Below are 25,483 nucleotides of genomic sequence, written 5' to 3'. Positions count from 1 at the left end.
ATTTATATTTTTAGATGATTAAACGCTTTTACAATATACTCAGGCACAATGAACGATTCTTTTGCTTCTTGAATATGTTCAATGATATGAAGTGAGAAATCTTGAGCAAAATCAGCTTTAGAAGGCATACATTTCCACATCAAAATTGCTATCTTTTCTTTTTCTTCTTCAATAATATTAGCCGTTCCTAAAGATTCTAAGTAAGTATCAACAGGATAAATTGGTTGATCATATCTATTTTTTAAAAATTTATAAAGAAAACTATCTTGCAACTCAATAATATTTTTTTTCATGTTACTTAAACAAAGTGCATATTCTAAAGTTTGGAATGCAGTATTTATACTAATATTACTTTGATTATTAGCAATTGATTCTATATTCTTTACTCGGTTACTATTGCTACGTCCATTCAATTCTTGATGAAGTTTACTAAGATTTAAATATCCATTCTCAATAAGGCGTTCAATTTTATATTCCTTCTTTTTTGAAGCAGGATATCTATCATCATCTGTCACAATAGCCACCTTTTTAGGCAGTCTTCTTTTATCATCTATACTATTAAACAGAAACATGAAAGGGTAAAAAGAAACACCACCAACATTAACTAACTCAATGCTGTAATCTTCTAAGCTAAACCCCTCAACCTTACAAAAAGCAGATAGTAATAATTCTTCTGAAATTCCTTCAACAAAAAGACACGACTTCGCAAAAAACAATTGAGATTTAGTTACATCTATATACCTCTGTAGTTGATTCTTTTTTATTACAATATCTATTTCAGAAAGTAATGTACCTTTAGATGTGTCTTGTACTAGATCTTCTTTAGCTCTATCATTAAATATATTTTCAATTGTATAGGCATCATTATCTAAAACAATTAAATTAGAAAACGGAACTTTAGAGGTCAATGTAGGTGAATGTGTCGTAATAAATAACTGACTATTATCAGAGCTATTGGATTCCTTTAAAAAATTATAAAGACTTAACTGAAGTTGTGGGTGAATATGTGCTTCAGGTTCTTCTATTAGTAATGCAAAATGAGGTATTGGATCCTCTTTTATACGTTCTTTTATATCCCCCAATACTGTAGCTATGTACATAAGATTATTAAAACCTAAACTATTCTGTATCAAATTAAATCCCTCAGCAGAATTATTTTTCACATCATGTGGTAAATATGGTTTGATTACATTAACAATGTATTCAATTCTTGATTGATCAATGCGTAAACCTATTTGATTATCATTAGTGTATTTATAAATACTTTTTAGGTTATTATTTATATTCCCTTTTGTATTTTGCACCTCTGGTTGTTTTAACAACTGATCATTAGCATCTTTTATTATATCTTTAAATGTATCTTCTGTCTGATTTTGTACAACAAGACGTTTGATAACCTTTCCTAATAGATTTCCTCTAGTAGTTAAAAGATCTTTTGTACTATCTCGTATTGCACTCAAATAATAATGTTGAAAAAGTTGAAAAGTATTATAATCAGCTTTTTGACCTTCTACTATCCCAGTAAAAAAATAAAACTTAGGGTTATATTTATCCATTTTATAACGCAACTCTATCCTTGCATAATCATTGCTTCTATCCTTGGAATCGATGACCATATACTCATAAAAAGCACCTTGTTGAGCTGAGCTTAATCCTTTAAACTCATAACTTATTGTGACTAAGTCACTAGTATTTATAGATAATATTCCACTTTTATCGACTGAAACTTCTTCGTAAAAATCTTCTTTGGTTACAGTTAATTCTCTTAATGGATCTCCAACGTTATACAAAAGTCTAATTGCATCAATAAGAGCGGATTTTTTAGCTCCATTCTCTCCAATAATGACATTTATTTTAGATGAAAAATTTACTTCAAGGTGTTGAATCCCTTTATAGTTAGTAATAGTTATTTTTGATAAATACATTTCAAAATAAAATTTAGTAAGATAATTTAGATAAAATATTTTCTGATATTATTAAATTATGAGTAAGAATCATTATCCTTCTTTAGACAGGAAATAATATCATTTCTAACAAATCTTAAATTTAGTTAAATATATCCTTATTCTCAAAGGAATATATTGCAAAAAAAAGCTACACTGAATTTAGTATAGCTTTTAAAAGTATCTATTATTTTAGGCTTAGAAACTTATGTATATGGTATTAACTTTTTTGAGGTTCAAAACATCCGAACTCTTTACTTTCAAAATCTGATTTCTCACCCCATTCTTTTCATTTACTTCAATTAATAGGATTTGCTTATCAGATAGAGTAAACTGATCTAACATAAAGACGTTATCTTGTTTGTTTTGACTGCTAATTATATGAAAATCACTATAACTTCTAATCGGTTTCAATGTTACTTCTTGAACTGTAGTTCGTTTTGAGGTTCTTTTATCTTTAATTTTAAAACTAACGTAGTCAACCTCGTATGGTAAATTGCTTTTGTTGTTAATAGAAAGATGAAAGTAAAGTTTACCATCTTGGGTATAGATACTTTTTAACCTTGCTTCTACTCCGTATGTTTTGCTTTTAATGTTTAGCTCTTTCTTATTCTTTTTGATAATAGCTTTCATAAAAAGATCTGCTAAACTTGGACTGGTAGTACCTAAATCTTTGAATAGAACTTCACTTTGCTGTTTACTATTCTGTTTTTCAAACTTCGTTAAGTCATAGCTAAGTTGTGTTGGCTCTTCATTGTAGCTAGCATTGAAACTATAGTATTTACCATCGTTTGTAATTACAGTAAAGTTTGTAGGTGAAATATCCTCTTTTACAGTTTTTAAACGAAGTACATTAGAAGTAGCCTCTACTTTATTAGCAATTATTTCACTACTTCCTAAGTCCACATACTCAATACTGCTTGGAAAAAGGATGTGAGTTGTTTTGTTTTGGGTAAGCTCTATCTTATATGGTGTTACCTCAGCATTAGATAGATTGATAGACTCTTTGTTCTCTTGAGCTTTTACTGTATTTACTGCTAGTAAGCACAGTAGCATATATTTAATAATTGTTTTCATAATGATCTATTTTTATGTTTTTATTTGATTAATGTTTATTCTTTAGGAATAAGAAATAATTCTTGTCCTTGTTTTAGGGTTACTCGTTGAGCTTTTACTTTCTTTGAAAAGTATCCTGACACCCCTTGAATAAGTCCTTTGGTTAAATCTCCTGCTATTTGGTCGGAGGCGGATCTACTCATAGATATACTCGTTCCTGTTGTTTGTCCCATATTGGCAATGATTTCTTTCGAAGCGCTTATTTCTTGAAGGTCTAATACCTCTAAGCCTTTTTGCCCGTAGTTATCATAACCAATAAGCTCTGTATCAATGATGCTATCGTCTATCTTAATAGAGTTTACACTAAGCTCTAATCTAGCGTTACTTACTTTGACTTTAGCAATAAGCGTACTTGCTTCAGGTAACAGAGCTCCGTTTATTACGATACTTTCTAAGAGTTTTAATTTAATATAACCTTCGTTTATAATGACCTGATCTTCTTTGATACTAACTCGTATGCTATTTTTATGAGTTTGCGTTTTACGCTCTCCTTCTGCTGTATAAAAGGTTGGATTATTTTCAAGATTAATAGGTAAGAAATCCTGTAAACTTGTTGGTTTTACAAGTGAGGATACAATCTCTTTACTTGTTTTATCAACCGTTGTTATAACCTGTTTTTTACTTGAAATTATTTTGATATTCGTATTCCCATTTGAAGGTGGTAATTCAGTTTGGTTTTGACCACCTGGCAAATACTTGGCAGCCATCTGAAATGATTTTTCCATAAGCTCTAATTGACCATCCATTGTAATAGACGTTGGAGTATCTTTTTCTTCTAATCGCTCCTCTAACTCTTCTATTTGCTTTTTAAGGCGTTCGGTTTCTGGATTTGTTGTACTCTCATAAAAACTACTCAGTACATCTTGGCTTTGCTTATAGTTCTGATAAGACCTCTGATAAGGCGTGTATGTAGGCTCCTCATTGTAATCTTGATGATTATAGCTACTATTAGACTCCTCTTGTGATTCATGCCAATAATCCGCTAAGGAGTGCATCTGATTTTCGTTTTCTAGTTGTTTCTGCTCCCATAGCTCTTTTTCATAGGCTTTGACCTTGTCTGTAGGCATCCCTTGTGTTATTGCCTCTGGAACTGAATCATTGTGAGTAATAAACTCTTTTTCTTTTGGTTTAAACAAAAGATACATAGCCCCTAAAAATACAATACCCATTAAAGTAAATACAAGATGCTTTTTGTGTTTTTCAATTATACCTTGGAATACCTTATTTTCTTTGGGTACTTTCTCTATTTGGTGGGCTTTATCTGATTGATTGTGATTCATAACTCTTGATTTTAATAGTTAATTTTGATTTTACCTTTTGCCTATCAAGCAAATACTTTACGGGTTTTATATTGCTTTGTCTCTCTTGATTGTTTGAGCTGTTTCTTATAAAACTTGTCTTTACAATAAAAAAGCAAACAAGGCTGTAAAGTGTATATAGAGCAAGTAATAAAACTCGTTGTCTTTTTATTGAGAGGCTATTCCAATAGGTCTGTAGCCTACTGGAATAGCTATGTCTTAAAAGTTGTAACTTATTCATGGATTAGTTTTTTAGCGTTTAACAACTTCTAAGTCTTTGTTCTCTAAAACAGTAAACTTCTCAATGATAAACCCCTGAGGGTTGTTATCGGATCTAACCGCAGATATGAGCTGACTACTTGTGACAAGATTTCTTTTAGTTAGATTACTTGATCTTATGATATACTGGGTAGCATAAGTCATTGTTTTATAGGGATAGGCATTAAAGTCTATTTTAATACTATCCACCTCAACTCGCTGCTGAATATTTCCTGAGATAACTCTACTATAATATCCTTTTTCGAGTAAGTCTTTGTAGTAATCAAAAGCAGTTTTATCAGCTAGGTTAAATGCTCTTTGCATATTACCTTCTATAGCTGCTTTCTCAGGTGAGAGGGTAAAAAATAGCTCATGAAAGCGCCTTACGTGTTCTCTTGCCTCTACTGGTCTGTTTATACTTGCATCTTGAGAAAGAGCAAGCATGAGAGATTTGCCTTTGTCAAGCACATAAATCTTCTCTCTCTGCTCTTTAGCAAAATCATAGCTTTTGTAGATAGTAAATCCAACTACTAAAAGACAAACTACAGCAAATACAATAGCATAAAGCCGAATCTGTTTAAAACTATTTTCTATATTTCGAAGTGATTTAAATTCCATAATACTTTTATTTTTTAATTAGTTGTCCTGAAATATTACCTACTGTTGCCCCTGCTCCTGCTGTTGCCATATTACCCGTAGTAGATACAGTCTTATTCATGTTGCGCATAAAGTTTCCTGCTCCACCTGCTTGAATTACCCATCCTGTTACTGTAGGAATTGTAAAATATCCCACAATACCAATGATCATAAAAATCGCATAAGCAGTATTAGAGGTATCAGGGACAAAACTTGGATCAGCAAGCATCTGTATATCTCTTTCAATAATTAATGATTGAATCTTAGCCAGCATACTACTAAATAAATCTGCTACTGGAAGCCAGAGATACACACTGATATACCGTGTGAGCCATTGCAAGAGCGTGGATTCAAAACCACTCCATATTGAGATAGCAAAGGCAATTGGACCAAGTATGGACAGTACTACTAAAAAGAAAGTCCGAATCGTGTCAATAACAAGAGCAGCCGCTTGAAAGAGCATTTCTAATATCTCTCTAAAACCATCTCTTAGGTTCTTTTGAAAATCATATTGCCATTTCTCTAAATACATTCCTGTCATAGCAGCTAAATCAGATGGAGACCACCCAAGCTCATCAAGCTTTTTATCAAATTCTTCATCAGAAACTAAATAGGCTGTTTCAGGATTTCGTAGCATTGCCTCTTTTTCTAAAATATCTTTTTTCTGCTGTAAAGAAGTCATATCAATCACTTGACGCTCTAAAATCTGATGTGTCCCCTTAACTACAGGGCTAAGCATCGTGTTTAGTGTTCCAAGAACAAGGGTTGGAAAAAACATAATACACATGCCCAAAGCAAATGGTCTTAGCATCGGATACACATCAATGGGTTCTGCTCTTGCTAAGGCTTGCCATACTTTTATACCAATGTAAAAAAGAGCACCAAGACCTGCTAAGCTTTTAGCCACACCAGCCATCTGGGCTGATAGTGGCATCATATCGTAATAGAGGTTCTGTAATACCTCATGTAAATTACTCTCTCCCATAACTACCAGTATTTTTGATTAGAAGTACCATACAGATCAAGTACCCTTTGAGTATTATTTCTCTTCTTTGACCTTAAGATGCTGATACCTATATTTTTTCTAGTGTAATAACTAACAAGGTTGTGATAGTCCTTTACTTCTTTGTAAACCCTGTCTATAATATCCATACGTTCTTTATCATTTAAAGAAAGACTCGAGGCGCTTACAATCTGCTTGAGTTCCTTGACTAGTTCTGTGCTTTCTTGAAGTAATACGGAATACCCATTGGCAATAGCTACAAGCTCCTCAGGCGAGAAATTTGGATCATTAAGCATTTTACCAAAGTTCTTGACATAGAGCTCTGAAACTTCTCCTACTAAGAGTACCGTTTGTTGAACCTTTCTTGCGTCCTTAACAAGGTTGTTTACCGCTTGGAGCTTGTCATAATACTCCTTGCCTTGTTTATAAACCTTCTCTACTTCTTTAAAGTTTTTAATAACATTACTTACCGTTGAAGAAGTTTGTATAATTTCATTGGCACTGTTTAATATGCCTGATGCCAGATTAGTGGGATCCGTAACTACCCACTGGGCATTAATCTGTATTGGTAGAATAAGTAGCATAGCTACCATTACTACCTGTAATAGTTTTTTCATCGTGATATGTTTTTAATTGACTGTTTATTCTATTGATTAATTCTTTACTCTTTTCTCTCCCTTAGTAAAGTTGGGTTTGAGTATTGTCAGGTCTTATTGTTGTTTTTCTTGTACAAGGCGTTTTATGGCCATCTCTACATTACCATCAAGTTCTTTAGCTAGGTTCATGACTTGTAGTTTTTCAGTTTCCTCTGTAGTATAAGCGAGATACTCTGAGTAGCTCACTTCTGTAGCATACACGCCTGAGTGAACTCCTCCAAGACCAATCCATACTTCTTTGTAAAGCCGATTTGGATTGTTGTTTAAATTGATAGAAAGGATTTGAGCTTTTTCTTTGTCAGTAAGACCTAACATGGCTTGTATATCATCGAACTTGTTCATATACTTGCGCTGATCAAGAAGTATCTTACAATCTGAATTATTGATAATACTTTCCTTAACAATCGGAGATTGAATAATATCATCTACCTCTTGAGTAACCACAATTGCCTCACCAAAGAACTTTCTAACGGTTTTAAAAAGGTAGCGTAAATAATCTGCCATCCCCTCTTTGGCTATGGCCTTCCAAGCCTCTTCAATTAAGATTAGTTTACGCTGACCTTTAAGACGTCGCATCTTATTTATAAACACTTCCATGATGATAATAGTCACAATGGGAAACAGAATTTTGTGATCCTTGATGCTATCAATTTCAAAGACGATAAAGCGTTTGTTAAGTAAATCAAGCTCACTTTCTGAGTTTAATAAATAGTCGTATTCACCTTCTTTATAATAAGGCTCAAGCACATTTAAAAAGTTCGCTAAATCAAAGTCTTTTTCCCTAACCTGCTTCTGTTCTAACTCAGCTTTGTAATCTGTTTTGATATACTCATAAAAGGTGTTGAAACTTGGTTTTATATCACTATTTTGAAGTTTTTGAATATACCCACTAACAGCATTTGAAAGCGCCACTTCTTCCGATCTAGAGGGTGGTTGGTCATCCCGCTTCCAAAGTGTTAAGATCAGAGTTTTAATACTCTCTCTTTTTTCAATATCAAAAACCCCATCATCCGTATAAAAAGGATTAAAAGCAATTGGGTTTTCTTCGGTGTATGTAAAGTACAGCCCATCTGTTCCTTTTGTCTTTGCTTTAATCAGTTCACATAATCCTTGATAAGAGTTGCCTGTATCAACAAGCAAAACATGCGCGTTTTGCTCATAATATTGCCTTACCATATGATTGGTAAAAAAACTCTTACCACTACCCGATGGTCCCAAGATAAACTTGTTACGATTGGTGATAATTCCCTTTTTCATGGGTAAATCCGAGATATCTAAATGAATTGGTTTACCAGTTAAGCGATCCGCCATTTTAATTCCAAAAGGTGACAATGAGTTTTGATAATTAGTCTCCCCTGCAAAAAAACATAAAGCTGGTTCAATGAACGTATAAAAGCTCTCTTCACTTGGAAAATCTCCGCTATTTCCTGGCATACCTGCCCAGTAAAGCACTGGAGCATCCACCGTGTTGTGTCTTGGCACGCACTCCATAGAAGCGATTGCACTTCCTGCGTCGTTTTTAAGCTGTTTAAGCTCGTTTTTATCATCAGACCATGCCATTACATTAAAGTGAGCTTTTATAGAAGTAAGGCCTTTACTATGAGCCTCATTTAAATATTCTTCTATCCACTGTTTGTTTATTTGATTCGCTCTGCTGTATCTAGCAAGAGAATGCATATTCTTGGCTGATTTCTCAAACTGCTTTAAATTGTAATCACTGTCCTCTATAAACAAATACTGATTATAGATGTGATTACAGTTTAAAAGAAGTCCAACAGGAGATGCAAACGACAAAGCCATACTGCTTTTATCGGTTGATAGCTTTTCATAACGTGATAAATAAGATACCTCAGTAGGTAAATCATCTGTACTTGATAAAGTGTGCATAGAGATTCTATTATCTCCTACTCTAACCTCCTCTGCGCTGATGGCTATATCCTGAAGGCTTCCTCTTTTAGTAGAGCTTAAAGTCAGGTACTGTTCCACAAGTCCGCTTTTATCCTCTGAGCCAATAATATCTTCTTCAGATAATTTAGTTAGGTGAATCAATCCACTATCATTGACGATTTTCTCTAATTGAGTAGTTGCTTCTAAAAAGCTTTGAACCGTATCTTTATCTCTTACTTCTTTTGGAGTGAGCTCGCCTCTTGTAAGAGAAGAAAAGTTACTCTGACTTTTAATTCGCTCTTTGGTAGTTTTTGTGATAAAGAGATAACAACTGTGATTCAGATAGGGACGCTCGTTAAAATGTCTTTCAAAGCTTCTACTTAAATAGCCCTGCTCTGCGTCTTTAAAATCAGCCTCATAGCTTTCTTTGACAAACCAATCCTGTTTGTGAATAACCGTAAACTCGGGTAATGTTTTAATCGCTTTATGCCACACGCTGTGAATCGTTTCATATTCTTTATCTGAGATAGTAAAAATCTCAGGTAAGATGACCTTATAACAAACCGTTATATCCCCTTGCTTAGAAACAATACAGTTGTTCTCTACCGATAGAATCGGAAACATCCTTTCTAAGATATTTGTCTTAGCTGTATTTCTCATAGCTTCTTAGTTTTAAGTTTCTACTTACATACCCTTTGACATCCTTTCTTGAGATGATATACTTTGGAAAGTATTTTCTAGCCTGAAGTTTCATAAGACCAAACTGACCGTATTTCTTGTTTAGTGAAAACACTTTGTAAACAAGATAGCCAGATGTACCAAGGCCAAGGGCTAAACAAACTATGTTGTTTACTCCTGCCATATACAAAACCATAACAAGAATTAAATCAGCCAATAATCCTCCTGCAAAATAAAACAGGTATTGCGCCTTGAGGCCTTTAAACTCTACACTGGCTCCAATGCCTTTATTGATACTATACTTTTTCATAATAGTATCTTTTAAAGGAAAAACGAGCGAAGGATTGTAGCCGCTACAATTAAGAAGATACAAGCCCCAAACCAGCTTGCGGCTGTCTTACTTGTATCGGGATCTCCACTTGAGAATTTGTTGTATACCTTCACCCCTCCAATAAGACCTACTACCGCTCCAATGGCGTAAATAAGTTTAGTGGCTGGATCAAAATAAGAAGTGACCATTTGAGTAGCCTCTGTGATTCCTGCAGCTCCATTTCCTTGAGCTAAGAGTGGCAAACTACTTAGTACAATAAGTAATAAGAAAAGCCTTTGTTTGATTGTTTTTGTTTTCATAAGAATGACATTTAATTAGTTATAATCATGCCCTTTGCATGATACTTTGGTAAATGTCTTTTGAAAACAGGTTGAAGAATTGATTATGGAAGTTAGTGGATGCTCATGGCGATAAGATGTAATAAAAAAGGCGTTAAGTATGTTTTACTATAACGCCTTCACAGTTTTTCTTTACACAAAATCATTAATATTAAAATCTTCACTATCTATTACTTCTTCTTCCTTCTTTGGTGATTTTTCACTTAAAGATTGATCTAATAACTTTGCTATTGCTTTAGCTGAATCAGGTAGTGCCTGTTGGAGTAGTTCCAATAACTCTGAGCCTTCTATTTTTTTAGCTATTTTTACTGTAGTCTCATTAATTAACTCTTCTTCAATAGAGTTCACAAACCTATTAAGCTCATCCATACTGACTCGCTCAGTAAACTCATTATCTAAAGGTTCTAAATTCTTCCTTAACTCTTTTTCTTCCTCTTCTAAATCAAGTTCAACTTCTGTTTGACTCATTAGCGATTGCTTTAAAACAACTGGTTTACTTTCTCCTATAATACTAACAGGGACATCTTGTTTAAAAGGTAGCTCTTCTGTTTTAGTTGGGTTCTCCTGTATACTAGTTTTATTTTTATCTAATAACAGAAGAGTGATAACAAGAACCAGACTGATTATTATAATTATTTCCATAGATTACAGAATTGGTTTAAAATGTTCTTGAAAATAAGCCTTGATGTGTCATCTGCGTGATTTTTAAGATGCTGTGCTAAAATATTGTCTATATAAGCATAGAGCGTTGTCTTATTTTCTTTAGATAATTGAACAAGGCGAATGAATACCTCGTGATGTTCAGGGCGGATGTACACCACTTTTCCCTTACTATTTGCAGGTAATCGATTAACTAAAAACTGATCCTCATATTTTTTAGTATCGATTTTTTCTTCTGTTTTTTTGAATAGATTTTTCATGATTTTTGGTTTTAAATTGGTTTATACTTCTCATTGTAACTCTTGGTAATCTGCTGAGCAAACTCATCAAAATGATTGTCTAACAAATTATCTAAATAGGCATAAATCGTTATTTTGTCCTCACCTATTATGTGAATGATACGAGTTAGTTTTTCATGAAATTCAGGTCTTATATACACCGTTTTTCCATCTCTGGCATTGGTATCAGATTTTTTAAAAAAGATACTCTCGTAATCTGTTTCGATACTTTGCCTTGTTTGTTTCTTTTGTTTTGAAACAGGACTCTTCTTTAAGGGAGTGTCTTCTACCTTTCTCTCTTCTACTTTTTCAATATCCTGAGACGGTTCTTTGATTCCTTCTTTTCTCACTCCATCAACCATTAGACTCATCATTAGTTCTTCATCAATATGCTGTTGTTTTTTGCTTTCTTTTTCCATGATATTATAATTGGATGATTGTTAAAAATTCTTCTATAAAAAGGTCTAATCCACTTGCTTTACTAAGACGTTTATCTGGAGGTAGTAAAGTGGAGCGGAAAACAAACTTGCTTGTCGCTTCACTCTCCTTACGAAATCTTGTGCTACTTTTAATCTGACTTTGCATCAAACTAAAATCTAATTCCTTAATAGCTTGGTTATAGATATCGTACAAAGGAGTACTTTCCCTCCCATCCACTTGGTTCCAAAACAGATTGATACTTTGTATTGCTGTCTCTGATTTTTTCATCACAACATCTCGCAAGAGTTGCGTAAAAACAAGCGTGCTTTCCATCACTACTCTATCCGCTGTGATAGGCGTAAAAATATAGTGCATGCCTGATAATGCGTTTAGAATTCCAGCAGTATTAACCGTTCCTGGTAAATCAAAGAAAACTACATCAACTGGTATAGCTGATTCACTTATAAATTGTTTGGCTGCGTTTAATACATTATCTGCCTTCTCTTGTAATATTGGAAAGGCTTTTTTATTAATTGTTGTAAACTGCTTATAGGCAAGTTTTTTCAGCACATCGTTCTCCATAACAATAGATAAATCTCGTTCTTTCATTTTCACAAGACTGTGTTGTGGAAAATCTGCATCAAAGACAACGACATTGTAATCCATCTGATAATGTAAAATACTTGCCACCAATGTGGTAAACGTGCTTTTACCTATTCCTCCCTTTTGTGAGGAGAAAGCAACAAAAATTGGTTCTTTTTTTGTTTTCATAATTGTATGTATTTAGCTATTTGCATAAGTAAATAGATACGTTAGTCAATCAGTAAGTATGTGGTCATCTATACTTGTTTTTATTTACTTAGTTAAGTAGTGAACTATAAGCCTAATTAAATACTTAGCTAAATATTTAATTACCTGTTTAGCTTTATACTTCTCTATGTGATGTTTTACATAAATAGTTAAGCAGCTACGCTTGCGCTTAGCCTAATAGATACTTAAATAACTACTTATTGCTCTAATTATATACTAATGCACGTAATGACCTCATTACTTACTTTTTTAGATACATCAGTACTTTGTAACTGATCTATCTACCTATGCAAATATGATTATACATACAAAGAAACTTCATAAACCAGCTGAATCTGATTTATGGCATTTTGTGGTAACACTTGGCATTTTAGTGTCAAATAGTGGGTGATTTATTACTATGAAATCACTTTAGATTTTACTTTGTAAAATTGGTGGAATTACTCATCGAAAGATGAGAGCAAGTTATGTTTTGAGGCACTCGAAATTGAGATTCGGGCTTTCAAAACGACTTGCTCTTGCAGAGGGCTAGAAAACTACTCCGAAGTCGTTGGTTTTTTCAAGAAAATTCAATCATATCAATGGCGAAATGATGCTTTAAATAAACAATTAAAAATTGAAGAAGTTACCTATATATTAACAGAAATAAATAACAATTTAAACAGTTCAAGCGGTTATCTAGGAGCCATTTCAGACAGAAGAAAAAGTTTGTATTTCAACAAAGAAACGGAAATCGGACCAAGAGTGGCTCCAAAATCTTCTCTCTTATTTCAAGAGTTTAAAATCTGGCAAGTTTTAAGTAATATTTTGATTCGTAAAAAGGGAAGCAGAAAAAGAAAGGTAAGTTCAGATGAACAATCAACTTTGTTTGAAGAAGAAAAGGAAATTTTTAAATTAAACTTAAATGCTAAAGAGACAGTTTATGAAGAGTTGAACTTAAAAGATAATTTAAAAACAGATCGCATTATCGAAATATTAGGTTATAAACCAAAAGATTTGGGAAATCAATTATTTGGAAATTGAAGGAAACAAAACCAATCAAGCTTTCTATAATGTATTCCTTAAAATTCCTGAAACAGAAGGGTATAATGAAGATTTATTGAAACTTTCGGACGAAGATAATATTGATGTTTCGAAGTTGAAAACACCAGCTTCCGAAATAAAAGATATGGTACAACGAGTTTTTGAGGTTTGGAAATTAATACCGAAATCTTAGAATTTGATGCTTTCTTGGAAGGAAAATATTTTGAAAAACAAGCTTCTTATCAGTTTTGGCATATGCTATATTCGGCAGAAGATCATACAAATAAGTACAGCGATAAAGAAAAAGTGATATACGGAAATGATAACATTGGGTTGAAAAAACAATTGTGTCAAAAATTTGGTTTCAAACCGGAACACGCTAAAATTTTAAGCAGTGTAACTTTTCAAGATGATTATGAAAGTCTTTCTACCAAAGCTATTCGAAAAATTTATCCGTCCGTCAAAGAGAATAATTACAGTACTGCTTGCGAATTGGCGGGATATCGTCATTCTAAACATTCTTTAACCAAAGAAGAATTGGAAAACAGAATCTTAAAACCCAAATTAGATTTAATTAAAAAGAACAGTTTAAGAAATCCTGTGGTTGAGAAAATTCTCAATCAAATGGTGAATGTAGTGAATACGCTTATTGAAAAAGAAAATAACGTTTTAAAAAAAGAAGGAAAAGCTAAGGGTTTTAAGTTTGATGAAATTAGAACTGAATTTGACTCGTGAACTAAAGAAGAATGCGAAAGAAAGAGCAGAAATGACAACCAATATCAATGCTTCTAAAATTGAGCATGAAAAGTTTTATAAAATCCTTCAATCTGAATTTGGATTAGCCAATCCAACTCGAAATGACATTATTCGATATAAATCATATAAGAAACTGAATGCCAATGGTTACCGAGATTTGTATAACAACAAATATATTCTAAGAGAAAAACTATTTTCAAAAGATATTGATGTTGAGCATATCATTCCACAATCCAGATTATTTGATGATAGTTTTTCGAATAAAACAGTGGTTTATCGAGAAGATAATTTGAAGAAAAGGAATTCACAACAAAACGAGAAACAAGATTTTATTATAACGAATCGGAACTTGCAGTAAAATTTAAATTAATAAAAATTGTGCAATAGGGAATTTAAAAATAACTATAAGACACATACTAATTATCAAATATTTTTAAAAAAACATTAAATTAGATAGGAAGTTTAAAAAAAATAAATATCTTTGTGCAGAATTTATTTAAGGCTTTTAGTATTCGCCTCTTCTGATAAAGTTAAATTAACAATTTCTCTCTCAGTTTTGACCTTCCTCACTTGCCATTTTATTTTTAAAATGAGATTTCATCGGCAAATCTAATGTGCATTAATAACCAGCACAAATTAGATATAACATTTCACAATAAGAAAAAATCAGAATAAAATCATTACAGACCTATTTAGGTACTAACTAATATTTCTTACATGCATTTTGAAACGTTATTTAGAATATTCATTCATAGTACAGTGCGTGCGTAATTAGGATTTGTAAATTATTAGACATCATTACGATGACTTATCAATTGATATGTTTTAAATTTTACACATGTTTACAATTTAAAACTTTCTATTATACAACAACAATTACTTTGCCGCTTGTGTACAGAACGGAAATTGTAAATAACATCGGTTTTCCGATACAAATAATCATGGATTTTAAACAATTAAATATTATACCTTCAATTATGAAAGCTGTTCTAACAGCTGGATATACAAAGGCTACAGAAATACAATATCAATCAATACCACATATACTTAACGGACATGATCTTATAGGATGTGCACAAACAGGTACAGGTAAAACAGCTTCATTTGCTATCCCAGTATTACAATTGCTCGATAAACAAAAGATTAAAAGCAAAGGAATCCGTTCGCTGGTATTGACACCAACTAGAGAATTAGCCGTACAGATAAGTGAAAACTTTAAAACATACGGACAATTTTTAAATATCAAACACTTAGCTATTTTTGGAGGTGTTCCTCAAGGTAAACAAGTAAAGGCACTAAATGCAGGTATTGACATACTGATTGCTACACCTGGACGCTTATTGGATTTAATCTCTCAAGGTTACATTGATTTAGCACATATTGAAATAATGGTACTTGATGAGGCTGATCGTATGTTAGATATGGGATTTGTAAATGATGTAAAAAAGATACTAACAAAAGTACCCGTAAAAAAGCAAACGCTTTTTTTCTCGGCAACAATGCCACAAGAAATAAGAAAGTTTTCTCAGTCAATTCTTAAAAAACCCATAGAAATTAACGTAACGCCAGTATCTTCAACAGCAGAAACTGTAAAGCAGTCCGTTTATTTTGTAGAGAAGAATGAGAAATTCGATTTGCTTGTTCAAATTCTTGAGGATAAGAAATTTAATCGTTCATTAGTTTTTGCACGAACTAAACATGGTGCTGACAAATTAGTTAAAAGCTTATTATTGTCTGGTATTCAAGCATCTGCAATACATGGTAATAAATCACAAAATGCAAGACAACGTGCATTAGATGACTTTAAAAGTTCTAAAATACGAGTTTTAATAGCGACTGATATTGCTGCTAGAGGTATTGATATTAACGAATTACCACATGTGATTAATTATGAATTACCAGATGTGCCTGAAACATATGTTCACAGAATAGGGCGAACAGGACGTGCTGGATATCAGGGCACAGCGGTTTCATTTTGTGATCGCCAAGAAAAGAAAGAATTACAAAGTATACAAAAACTAATTGGCTTTAAAATGGCTGTTGCCATACAATAAAGTTTAATTAATAATCAAATAAGATAAATTATGGCAGAATCTTTCACTAAAAAAGAGAATACCAAGAAAAAATTAAAAAGATTCAAAGATAAGCAGCTTAGAAGAGACGATCGTAAAGAGAACAACAATAAAGGCAAAAATTTTGAAGATATGATTGTTTATGTTGACGTGAATGGCCATTTTACAGCTGTTCCTCCTCATCTTCAGAATAGAGATGCTGACTTAGAAAAAGCTAAGAAAGCGCAAGAATCTGCTACACGTCATAACGATGATTTCACAGGAATTGTAAATTACATAAGCGAGAAAGGCTTTGGTTTTATTACAGAAGATGAAACAGGTGAAAGTGTTTTTTTTCATATAGGTCAACTTACTCAAACTTTTAAAAAAAACAATAAAGTAACATATAAAAAAGAATTAAGTGCGAAGGGTTACCAAGCAGTTGATTTAAAAAAATAATAAATTAAATAATAACAAGAATGCAAGAAGGTACAGTAAAATTTTTCAATGAAACTAAAGGATTTGGTTTTATTTCTCAAACAAATGGTAATGATGACGTATTTGTTCACAACTCAGGTTTAATAGAAAACGTACGTGAGAACGATGACGTAGTTTTCGACATTGAGCGCGGACAAAAAGGTCTTATGGCTGTTAATGTTAGAAAAAAATAACCCAAAGAGTTTTTATATCTAAGGCATGTAATTTTTTTTACATGCCTTTTTTTTAAATTTTATACAAGATCGAATTTATATTCATTCCAGCTCCTACTGATGCTAAAAGTATAACATCACCTGTTTCTAAGCTATGATTTTCTAATTCATCATGTAAAACCATAGATAGTAAGCTTGGTACTGTCGCTACAGAACTGTTTCCTAATGTACTTATAACCATTGGCATAATATGATCGGGAATTGGATAGTCATAAAGTTTATAAAACCTCTTTAAAATTTCCTCATCCATCTTCTCATTCGCTTGGTGAATGATTATTTTCTTTAAATCTTTGATTTCAACATCTGCTTTATCAAGACACATTTTCATAGCAGAAGGCACATTTGTTAAAGCAAATTCATAAATTTTTCTACCATTCATTTTCAAGTACTTATTTGTGCATTCTTTGTCTTTGTTATTTGATATCCCAAAATATAAATAATCTAATTCTTCTAACGTATGTGATGCTGAAATATGAGAAAGAATACCTTTGTTTTCATCCGTAGCCTCTATAACTATAGCTCCTGCACCGTCTGAATATATCATCGTATCTCTATCATGTTCGTCAACAACACGAGATAATGTTTCTGCTCCAATTACTAAACATCTTTTTGCTAATCCTGATTTTATAAATGAATTAGCCTGAATAAATGCTTCAATCCAACCTGGGCAACCAAATAATAAATCGTAAGCAACGCAAAAAATATTTTTAATTTTCAATCTGTTTTTAACTCTTGCTGCTAAACTAGGAACACTATCCATTTGATTACTAAAATGATGTACATCGCCAAAATTATGAGCAAAAATGATGTAATCTAAAGATTCAGGATCAATCTGAGCATCTTCGATAGCCTTTTGAGCTGCGATAAATCCTAAATCAGAAGAAACTTGAGAATTGTTTGCATATCTTCTTTCAGATATACCAGTAATTAGTTGAAGTTTTTTTTGAATGATATAATTATTATCTTTTAAAATTAAACCATTTGTATCTAAAAAACTGTGATTGTTAAAGTAAGAATTCGTAATCTTTAATGATGGAATACAATTACCTGAGCCGATAATTTTACTAGTCATGAAATTTAATTTTTTAATATTAGAATAAAATTACTAAAAAATCAATTACTTATCAAAATATTTATAAGCACAACTTATTGAAGTCGTCTTGACTTTTGTAAAATAAATAAGGGTTATAGAAATTTGTGTCGCTCAACAAACAAAACACAACCTAGTGTAACAAGTACTCCACAAAAATAGTATATAATTAAATATAGTACCTCATTTAGCACTTCCAAAAAGAGAATTTAAATCAAAAGCTGCACTTTATGAGATAATAAATAATATATTATATAAACTAAAAACGGGTATCTAATGGAGTTATTTGTCAGTTCAAACTTTCTCCACAACATAATTAAAATTATTACCTTATATAGGATTCAAAACAAGACAAAAGCCTGCAAATTGATTAATTTTGCAGGCTTTTATATTTAACTTAGCTACTCATTTGTTTTAAAAGTACTCAAAATGTGAATACATAATTCGAAGGGCAATATATCTACTAAAGACTTACAAATAAAATAAAAGCTTAGTTCTTCAATAATAAGAGTTAATTTATATCAAACCCATCTTTTAAGATAAACTCTTTCAAAAGTGTATCTATTCGAATACTTATTTTGAAAGGAGGCAAAGTTGTACCTTCCAATGATTCAAAATAAACCTTAGCTTTCTCGCGGTCAACAGTCTCTTTTAATGCATCAAAACGTCCATATTCATTTAAATTAGCTTCAGATGTAAATGTATTCATTAGATTTTTAAGTGCTACTACATCAACTCCAATCGCATCAACCAATTTATTGATATACGCATTTTTTGCTTTAAATTGATAATCAGAAATATAATCTCTAAAAGTTTTATTCGGATCTAAGGTTACATTTCCACTTCGCACTTCATTTAAGAATATGTTTGCAAACTTTTGCTCTTCTTGATTCAATGTCGCAAAAGACTTATGTAACTCATCTAAAATAGCTTGACTTTGCTTTTGCGTTAACTCACTTTGATTTAATGATTTCAGAAATTTTTCAAAACGACTATTCATGTAATTCGTGTCAATAACTCCTGTATCAATTTCCATGATATAATTATCGATTTCAAAAGGAACTTGATCTGAAGAACCTCCTATACCATCACCTTCTTGAAATAATTCTTTATAACGTGCTAAAAGTATATTGTAAGTACGTTCATCTAAAATGACTTCAATAATTTTTTTTAGTTTTGGTTTATCTTCGTTAAATACATACGTTAATTTACTCCAATAAAAGCCTTGAACTTTAGCCGCCTCTAAAATGCTGTTTAAATCTTTAAACATTTTCGCAAATTTAGCACGTTCACTTACATCATCTGGAAGTCTTTCGAATTCAAAAAATACCTGCATTTTCAAACAATAGTTTAATTTCGTTAAAAATGAAATTAATACGGTCTAAATTTTCGTCTAAATGCTCTACAAATAAACCATATGGACGATCGCCTGAATATAGTTTAACTGCACGATCTATATTACGCTCCATAGTGTGTGGATAACGGTAATAACGGATAGTGCCAAATTGTTTCTCTATACCAAACAATCTATTAGTACGTGAAAATGCTTGTATGATGTTTTCGTATTCTAATTTCTTATCTAAGTACAACGTATTTAACCATTTTGAATCAAATCCTGTTAACATTTGATCCACAACAATTAATAAATCTAACTGCTCCTCTGGTTTGGTATCTATTCTATCGTAAGGCTTTTTATGTGCCAAACGATTGGCTATATCCTTCTTAAATAATGCATGAGAACTCATTTTAAATTTTTTAGAATAAAGAGTATCGTAATGTTCTAAAATTAATTCAAGTCCCTCTTCTTTAAACTGAAACCCTGCATTATTATCTATATTTGGGTCAAACAACGCTGATATTTTTAATTCTGGAAATTCTTGTCTAAATAAAGCAAAATACTCAATAGATTCTGCAATGCTACTTGTAGCAAATATCGCATGAAACTTACTATTTCTACTCAAAGTAACCCAATTTTCCTTTATATCTTTAACTACAATACGTTGATGTTCTTCCCTCTCGTATTGAATACTTTTTATGTAATCTTCAATCCCACGTTGGTACTTACCTGCGCTATTATAATCTCCTGCCATTCTTACTTTAGCTGGATTCATAAATCTGCTATAGATTTCATTTTTCTTAGGATCACTTAACGCATCTGCCTCATCGATTGCTTTAGCTTCTTGTAAAGCTACTGCACGACGTAAATCACGGTCTTTATACGTTAAAATTTTATATGGATCAAATCCTAAAACATTTTTATCTCGAATTCCATCAGCTAAACTATAACGGTGTAATTCGTTACCAAAAATGGTAGATGTATCGGAATCTTTACGGCTATTTTCACTTTGAATTGGTGTACCTGTAAAACCAAAAAACACAGCGTTTGGAAAAGTTTTTCTAATTGTAGGTAGCATCGTATCGCCAAAAACAGTACGGTGTGCTTCATCTATAATGATTACAATTCTCTTGCTTCGCATGACTTCTAAATCATGACTTTTTAGTCCTTCGGTATCGTCTTCTATATTGCTCATCTTTTGAATAGATGTAACAATTAGGGTATCTGCTGGATCTTTACTTTTTAATTTATTAATCAAAACATAAGTATCCTCAGTTGCCTGTACACTTTGACTTTCGTCTGCAAATGCACGGTACTGCTCTAAAGATTGTGTACCTAATTCTATACGGTCTAACAAAAAGATCACTTTATCAGCATCTTTAGAAGATGCAATAAGTTGAGCTGATTTAAAACTCGTCATAGTTTTTCCCGATCCCGTAGTATGCCAAATATATCCGCCACGAATATCTGGCTTATTCCAATCGGTTTGAGCTACACGTGAAGAAATGGCACTTGCTGCATAAATTTGATAACTACGCATCACCTTCAAAATATTATCTGTACCATCAGCAATGGTATAGAATCCTATTAATTCGTGTGCCATAGGTATAGATAAAAATTGAGAAGCAATACTACGCCAATCGTTTATAGGTTCATTGTTAAAATCTGCCCAATGAAATTGGTAATCGCTATTAAATTTACCATCTACGCCTGGATTGGCAAAATATAGCGTTTCCTCAGGGGTCATAGCCACAAAGATTTGGATAAGTAAAAATATTCCTGTAAAATGTCCTTCGTAACTATATTTTTCAATTTGTTTTACTGCCTGACTTATATGTACACCGGAACGCTTTAACTCGATATGGATTAAAGGCATCCCGTTAATTAACAACAATACATCTCCACGACGATCGTTACGCAAATCTGACTTGCGTTTGTATCGTGGTTGTTGAACAATTTGATAACGGCTTTGACCTGCTGAAATTTCACGGCGATCATACATTTTCAAACTTACTTCTTTACCTAAATGCAACACATCATCTGGATTATCTCTAGTAATAGTAACAGTACGCCCATTTATAAAACCATTCAAATTAAGAGGTGTACGTAGCTCTTGTATCTTCGTTAAAATTTGTTGCATTTCACTATCCGTTAAAGGCACATCGTTTAAACGATCAATGTCTTTATTATTTTCGAATAGTATAGCAGCCCAATTTTTAATTAAATCTTCTTCGGTAACATTTTTTAAGATGTTATTCTCCCAACCTTTTTGATGTGCTAAGGTTTTCACTAATGCCTCTTCAAAAGCCAATTCAGATGTGTACATATTCATGTATTTTTGTCATTAATTGCTTATTAAACAAACATTTTTTGTAATAAAGCTTGTTTGATGTTTTTGTATTTTTTGATTTGCTCTTGGCTTTGTTGGATTAGGTTGTCTAATTTTTCAAAGTATTCGCCAATTTTTTGTTGTTCTTTTAAGGACGGTACAAATATCTTAATCAATTGTATTTTCTCAGAAGAAGAATGTTTTACTGTTGTACCAGAAGATGTAGAAACTACGTTAGTATGATATAAATTAGTGCATAAAAAATGGTATAAAAACAACCTATCTGTTTTTATATCGAATAATTTACCAAGTCGTTGATTATGTAAATATATATTACCATCATTAGGAATAATGGCAGGATATCCTAGAGTTTGCCCTGTAGGAGTTAAATCTGTAAGTGTTATAAAAATATCATTTACCTCGAATTTAAATTTTGACAAGTATTGAGAATTGGGATTATAATAATGACCTTTCTCTGCTTGATATCCACCACAAACTTTTACATTACCAGGCGTAATGACAATAATATTACTATTAAACAAAACAAAGTTCTTACTCTGAAATGCATAACCATTGAATATTTTAACAATATTCCCCAACTTCTTCTCTTCCCATTTCTCTGTAAAACCTTTAAAACGAATTTCCGGTAGATCAGAACCTTCTTTTGGGAACATTTTTTGTAACATTGCCTTTTTAAGATTTATCAACTTTTGGTGCTTTTGTTCCTGTGCATTGATTTGACTGTCTAATGTTTTAAAGAAATTACCGATTTGGGTTTGTTCAGTTAGTGTTTTAGCAGAATTTATTTTGATATTCATCATTGTAGTAGCGTTCAATTTTGATCTACTCCCCCAACAATTATTTGCTCAAAATCAGTTTTCAGTAGTGTATTTTTTAAAAATAGATTTTCAACTTCTCCAACAATTCCTTGGATTACATGTGCATGATTATTCACCCAAATTTTACCTTTAACATACTGAATTGGGTATTTTTTCAAATCATTCGCACCATCCTCAGCTAATAAAACAAACTCTCCGTCATGAGTATATCCATCTACAAAATCTTGAATTCCATTTGCGCCATAATAAGGTGTATTCCCAGAAATACGTTCTGATGCTTTAACAGGTTTTCTTAGATTATCCAATCTATATACAATATTACCTAACTTTTTTTCCTCCCATTCATCCTCAAACCCTTTAAACCGAATAGCAGGCACCTTTTTATTTTCCTCCATACTATTCAATATTTAATAAGTTTTGTAATGCTTTAATACCTTCAAGGTCATGATTTGATCCTGTTAACTCGTCCATCATGTTTGCTAAAGCAGTTTGACTTTCTTTTAGTTGCTCATTTACTTCTACCAACGTTGTTTTGTACTTCGTAGCTAAATGATTGATTTTTTGCGATAACTCGTCTAACTTATTAGTAGAAATTTCGTTTAAATTGATTACTAAAGGTGTAATCCATTTTTGCTCTAATAGATTAGTCACTTGATCGTCTAATAGGTTTTCAATTAGCTGTTTAGTTTGTAAATGTAAAGCCGCTGTTTGGTCGGTTAGTTTCTTGTTAACTATCTTTAACTCTGATTGTAACTTACTAATGCGTACCAATTTTGTTTCGTCGTCATCTTCTCCATAAACGATTCCTTTTTTAATATCGGCAGTAATTTCTTTTACAGCTTTTGTTAATTCACCAGCTACTAATTTATCTTTTGCTTCGTTGGTTAAATCACTATCTTTACTTTCTTCAGATAAAGATTCAAACAATTCGTCAACTTCAGATGTAAGCTCTACTACTTGATTCTGTAACGTTGCTAATGCCTGTACCTGTTCTTGTAAATATACCTCTTGTACCAACTCGAATGGAAAAATATGTCCTTTCCAACCGTCTTGTACTTCGACTTCTTTGTTATTCTTCTTTTTGATGACTAAATTAGGTTCTACAATTTTAGCTGCTTGTATTCCTTCTGTTTGTAAAATCTCAATATCTCCAGCAATGGTTTCCCATTGATTGCTTAACATTTGAAAAGCTACATATTTATCAATTAATGGAACCTGATTGATGCGATCAAATATTTCGGTACTCAAAGCAGCTTCTTCTTTTCCAATACTAACATTTTCTAATCCATCGATTAATCTTGTCTTTAAATGTAAAGGGAAAGAACTAAGCGCATCATAATATTTTTGATTGAATGTTTGTACTTCTGTATTTGATTGAATGGTAGTTGTTATATCATCAGCTTTTAACTGAGCCATTTCTGGTGATACCGTTTCAAACAACTGATCACGCAATGTTGGGAAAGCTTCCCAATACACTTTTAACTCTTCGATTTCTTGTTGTGGAATACCACCAAACATCGTAGCATAAATATCAAAACTCTCTGCTTTCTCGCTACTGTCTACATAACGAGGAATATTTAGGTTATATTCGTTATCACGTAGATCTTGCTTAGATACTACTTTTGCATAGTTCGGCACATCTTTACGCTCTACGTAAGTATCTACAATACGTTTAATATCAGACGTACGTAATTTATTATTTTTACCAACTTTCTCAAATCCTTTAGATGCATCAATAATTAAAACGTCGTTACCTTCACGCTTTTGTTTAATTACTAAAATAACCGTAGGGATACCAGTACCAAAGAAAATATTTGATGGTAAACCAATTACGGCATCGATATTATTATTTTCAATTAATCGCTCTCTAATGATACCTTCTTCACCTCCTCTAAATAAAACTCCATGCGGTAAAACGATGGTCATAATACCTTTTGGCTTTAAGTGGTAAAGATCATGTAAAAGAAAAGCAAAGTCAGCCTTAGATTTAGGAGCCAATCCATAATTTTGATAACGGGCATCATCTCCTTTACCCTCAGGATCCCATTTTTGAGAGTATGGAGGGTTAGATACTACAGCATCTACATACAACGGATTAAATTGGTTATTTTCATCAACATAAGGCCAATCACTTTCTAAAGTATCGGCATTACGAGTCACAATATTGGTTGCCAAAATACCACGCATCACTAAGTTCATACGTGTTAAGTTGTAAGTATTTTGTTTTAATTCTTGTGCATAGTACTTTATATTGTTTGCATTATCCATATAACGCGCAATACTTTTACCTATAGTAATTAATAAAGATCCCGAGCCACTTGTAGGATCGTAAATCTGTATTTCGGAACGATTTTGTAATTCATGGGCAACAATATCCGACATCAACTGAGACACTTCATGTGGCGTATAGAATTCACCTGCTTTTTTACCAGCAGTTGCCGCAAACATACTGATTAGGTATTCGTAGATAAAACCTAACACATCATAATCTTGTTTGCCATCCATTGGGATGTCTTTGATCAAGTATAATAAATCGCTAATTGCCTTTGTCTGTGCATTGGCATTTTCACCTAATTTACTTAACCCCGTTTGTAGGGTATCAAAAATTCCTTCGAATAACTTTTTATGTACAGGATCAATCAGACGAGAGAAAGCAGACAAAGCAGTATGTACATTTGCTACACCGAAATCACTTCCCATCTCAATCCAAGTTGAAAATAAATTTTCATACGCAATAAAATATCCTACATTTTTTTGGATATATTTCATTGTTTCTCCCTCTTCTTCTGAAAGGTTTCTGATATCTTCTTGAGAAAAACCTTCTTTAAGGGTAAATCTTATCTGTGCTTCTGATAGGTATTTATAGAAAATAAAACCTAATATATAATCTTTGTATTCGTTTGCTTCTATTTTAGAACGCATTTGATTGGCTGATGCCCAAATCTTAGCGGCTAGTTGCTGTTTATTCATTGGTTTATTACCGAAGTCGTCTTGACTTTTGTAAAATAAAAAAGGGTTATAGAAATTTGTGTCGCTA

At 32.3% G+C, this 25,483-nt stretch carries 27 protein-coding genes; 7 read left to right on the top strand and 20 right to left on the bottom strand.

The genetic code is table 11. From position 1 onward, the window contains the following. Positions 1–2 precede the first annotated feature (2 nt). The 14 genes from AABL81_RS09980 to AABL81_RS09915 all read right to left on the bottom strand — a co-directional run bounded on the left by AABL81_RS09980 (position 3) and on the right by AABL81_RS09915 (position 12,273). Positions 3–1,925 (bottom strand): ATP-dependent nuclease, encoded by a 1,923-nt coding sequence (locus AABL81_RS09980; protein WP_341340943.1) that lies wholly within the window; start codon positions 1,923–1,925, stop codon positions 3–5. A 216-nt stretch (positions 1,926–2,141) separates the two neighbouring features. Beyond that, complete coding sequence (gene traN / locus AABL81_RS09975; RefSeq protein WP_341340942.1) at positions 2,142–3,020, bottom strand: conjugative transposon protein TraN; 879 nt, start codon at positions 3,018–3,020, stop codon at positions 2,142–2,144. 35 nt (positions 3,021–3,055) lie between these two features. Continuing rightward, a complete protein-coding gene (gene traM, locus AABL81_RS09970; RefSeq protein WP_341340941.1) occupies positions 3,056–4,339 on the bottom strand; it encodes a conjugative transposon protein TraM in 1,284 nt (427 codons plus the stop codon). Then, the gene (locus AABL81_RS09965; protein ID WP_341340940.1) at positions 4,317–4,598 is read right to left on the bottom strand and encodes a hypothetical protein; all 282 of its coding nucleotides are present in this window, start codon (positions 4,596–4,598) and stop codon (positions 4,317–4,319) included. The genes traM and AABL81_RS09965 overlap by 23 nt, the downstream gene beginning before the upstream one ends. Positions 4,599–4,609: 11 nt before the next feature. Further along, positions 4,610–5,233: a conjugative transposon protein TraK gene (gene traK, locus AABL81_RS09960; protein WP_286432738.1), complete on the bottom strand. Its 624-nt coding sequence runs from the start codon at positions 5,231–5,233 to the stop codon at positions 4,610–4,612. A gap of 7 nt (positions 5,234–5,240) precedes the next feature. Next, a complete protein-coding gene (gene traJ, locus AABL81_RS09955; RefSeq protein WP_341340939.1) occupies positions 5,241–6,236 on the bottom strand; it encodes a conjugative transposon protein TraJ in 996 nt (331 codons plus the stop codon). A 2-nt stretch (positions 6,237–6,238) separates the two neighbouring features. After that, positions 6,239–6,871 carry a DUF4141 domain-containing protein gene (locus tag AABL81_RS09950; RefSeq protein WP_341340938.1) on the bottom strand — a complete coding sequence of 211 codons (633 nt, stop codon included), beginning with the start codon at positions 6,869–6,871 and terminating at the stop codon, positions 6,239–6,241. Positions 6,872–6,964: 93 nt separating this feature from the next. Beyond that, positions 6,965–9,457, bottom strand: coding sequence for a TraG family conjugative transposon ATPase (locus tag AABL81_RS09945; protein WP_341340937.1), 2,493 nt, complete (start codon positions 9,455–9,457; stop codon positions 6,965–6,967). Next, entirely contained in the window at positions 9,441–9,785 is a 345-nt protein-coding gene (locus tag AABL81_RS09940) for a DUF4133 domain-containing protein (protein ID WP_341340936.1), read from the bottom strand. The genes AABL81_RS09945 and AABL81_RS09940 overlap by 17 nt, the downstream gene beginning before the upstream one ends. Positions 9,786–9,796: 11 nt before the next feature. After that, complete coding sequence (locus AABL81_RS09935; RefSeq protein ID WP_058699398.1) at positions 9,797–10,105, bottom strand: DUF4134 domain-containing protein; 309 nt, start codon at positions 10,103–10,105, stop codon at positions 9,797–9,799. A gap of 171 nt (positions 10,106–10,276) precedes the next feature. Further along, the gene (locus tag AABL81_RS09930; RefSeq protein WP_341340935.1) at positions 10,277–10,786 is read right to left on the bottom strand and encodes a hypothetical protein; all 510 of its coding nucleotides are present in this window, start codon (positions 10,784–10,786) and stop codon (positions 10,277–10,279) included. Beyond that, on the bottom strand, positions 10,777–11,064 hold the full coding sequence (locus AABL81_RS09925; RefSeq protein WP_341340934.1) for a DUF3408 domain-containing protein: 288 nt from the start codon (positions 11,062–11,064) through the stop codon (positions 10,777–10,779). Before AABL81_RS09925 ends, AABL81_RS09930 begins: the two co-directional genes overlap by 10 nt. Positions 11,065–11,075: 11 nt before the next feature. Beyond that, complete coding sequence (locus AABL81_RS09920) at positions 11,076–11,501, bottom strand: DUF3408 domain-containing protein (protein WP_341340933.1); 426 nt, start codon at positions 11,499–11,501, stop codon at positions 11,076–11,078. A gap of 4 nt (positions 11,502–11,505) precedes the next feature. After that, positions 11,506–12,273 carry a ParA family protein gene (locus AABL81_RS09915; protein WP_341340932.1) on the bottom strand — a complete coding sequence of 256 codons (768 nt, stop codon included), beginning with the start codon at positions 12,271–12,273 and terminating at the stop codon, positions 11,506–11,508. A gap of 747 nt (positions 12,274–13,020) precedes the next feature. Between AABL81_RS09915 and AABL81_RS09910 the strand changes: the two genes are divergently transcribed. From AABL81_RS09910 to AABL81_RS09880, 7 genes are all read left to right on the top strand, one after another. Then, a complete protein-coding gene (locus AABL81_RS09910) occupies positions 13,021–13,335 on the top strand; it encodes a hypothetical protein (protein ID WP_341340931.1) in 315 nt (104 codons plus the stop codon). After that, complete coding sequence (locus tag AABL81_RS09905; RefSeq protein ID WP_286425072.1) at positions 13,325–13,528, top strand: hypothetical protein; 204 nt, start codon at positions 13,325–13,327, stop codon at positions 13,526–13,528. Before AABL81_RS09910 ends, AABL81_RS09905 begins: the two co-directional genes overlap by 11 nt. Continuing rightward, entirely contained in the window at positions 13,504–14,070 is a 567-nt protein-coding gene (locus AABL81_RS09900) for a hypothetical protein (protein WP_286425074.1), read from the top strand. The genes AABL81_RS09905 and AABL81_RS09900 overlap by 25 nt, the downstream gene beginning before the upstream one ends. Further along, positions 14,042–14,449, top strand: coding sequence for an HNH endonuclease domain-containing protein (locus AABL81_RS09895; protein WP_074746783.1), 408 nt, complete (start codon positions 14,042–14,044; stop codon positions 14,447–14,449). The genes AABL81_RS09900 and AABL81_RS09895 overlap by 29 nt, the downstream gene beginning before the upstream one ends. Positions 14,450–15,032: 583 nt before the next feature. Beyond that, entirely contained in the window at positions 15,033–16,145 is a 1,113-nt protein-coding gene (locus AABL81_RS09890; protein ID WP_074746861.1) for a DEAD/DEAH box helicase, read from the top strand. Positions 16,146–16,175: 30 nt separating this feature from the next. After that, the gene (locus tag AABL81_RS09885; protein WP_074746785.1) at positions 16,176–16,601 is read left to right on the top strand and encodes a cold-shock protein; all 426 of its coding nucleotides are present in this window, start codon (positions 16,176–16,178) and stop codon (positions 16,599–16,601) included. Between the two features lie 20 nt (positions 16,602–16,621). Then, the gene (locus AABL81_RS09880; protein WP_074746787.1) at positions 16,622–16,813 is read left to right on the top strand and encodes a cold-shock protein; all 192 of its coding nucleotides are present in this window, start codon (positions 16,622–16,624) and stop codon (positions 16,811–16,813) included. Between the two features lie 52 nt (positions 16,814–16,865). Here the strand turns inward: AABL81_RS09880 and AABL81_RS09875 are convergent, their stop codons facing one another. The 6 genes from AABL81_RS09875 to AABL81_RS09850 all read right to left on the bottom strand — a co-directional run. Further along, positions 16,866–17,924, bottom strand: a complete 1,059-nt coding sequence (locus AABL81_RS09875) for a 3-oxoacyl-ACP synthase III family protein (RefSeq protein WP_341340930.1) — start codon at positions 17,922–17,924, stop codon at positions 16,866–16,868. A gap of 529 nt (positions 17,925–18,453) precedes the next feature. Then, positions 18,454–19,278, bottom strand: a complete 825-nt coding sequence (locus AABL81_RS09870; protein ID WP_341340929.1) for a type I restriction endonuclease subunit R, EcoR124 family — start codon at positions 19,276–19,278, stop codon at positions 18,454–18,456. Further along, positions 19,262–21,604 carry a type I restriction endonuclease subunit R gene (locus AABL81_RS09865; RefSeq protein ID WP_341340928.1) on the bottom strand — a complete coding sequence of 781 codons (2,343 nt, stop codon included), beginning with the start codon at positions 21,602–21,604 and terminating at the stop codon, positions 19,262–19,264. Before AABL81_RS09865 ends, AABL81_RS09870 begins: the two co-directional genes overlap by 17 nt. 29 nt (positions 21,605–21,633) lie before the next feature. After that, entirely contained in the window at positions 21,634–22,428 is a 795-nt protein-coding gene (locus AABL81_RS09860) for a restriction endonuclease subunit S (RefSeq protein WP_341340927.1), read from the bottom strand. Positions 22,429–22,439: 11 nt separating this feature from the next. Beyond that, positions 22,440–22,841 carry a restriction endonuclease subunit S gene (locus tag AABL81_RS09855; RefSeq protein WP_341340926.1) on the bottom strand — a complete coding sequence of 134 codons (402 nt, stop codon included), beginning with the start codon at positions 22,839–22,841 and terminating at the stop codon, positions 22,440–22,442. A gap of 1 nt (position 22,842) precedes the next feature. Beyond that, positions 22,843–25,483: type I restriction-modification system subunit M (locus tag AABL81_RS09850; RefSeq protein WP_341340925.1), on the bottom strand; the 2,641-nt coding region annotated here is incomplete at its 5' end.

Source organism: Myroides sp. C1519 (genome assembly GCF_038039755.1).
Lineage (GTDB): Bacteria > Bacteroidota > Bacteroidia > Flavobacteriales > Flavobacteriaceae > Flavobacterium > Flavobacterium phaeum_A.
Note: the sequence above shows the minus strand (reverse complement) of the source record. Positions and strands in the feature narration are given on the sequence as shown.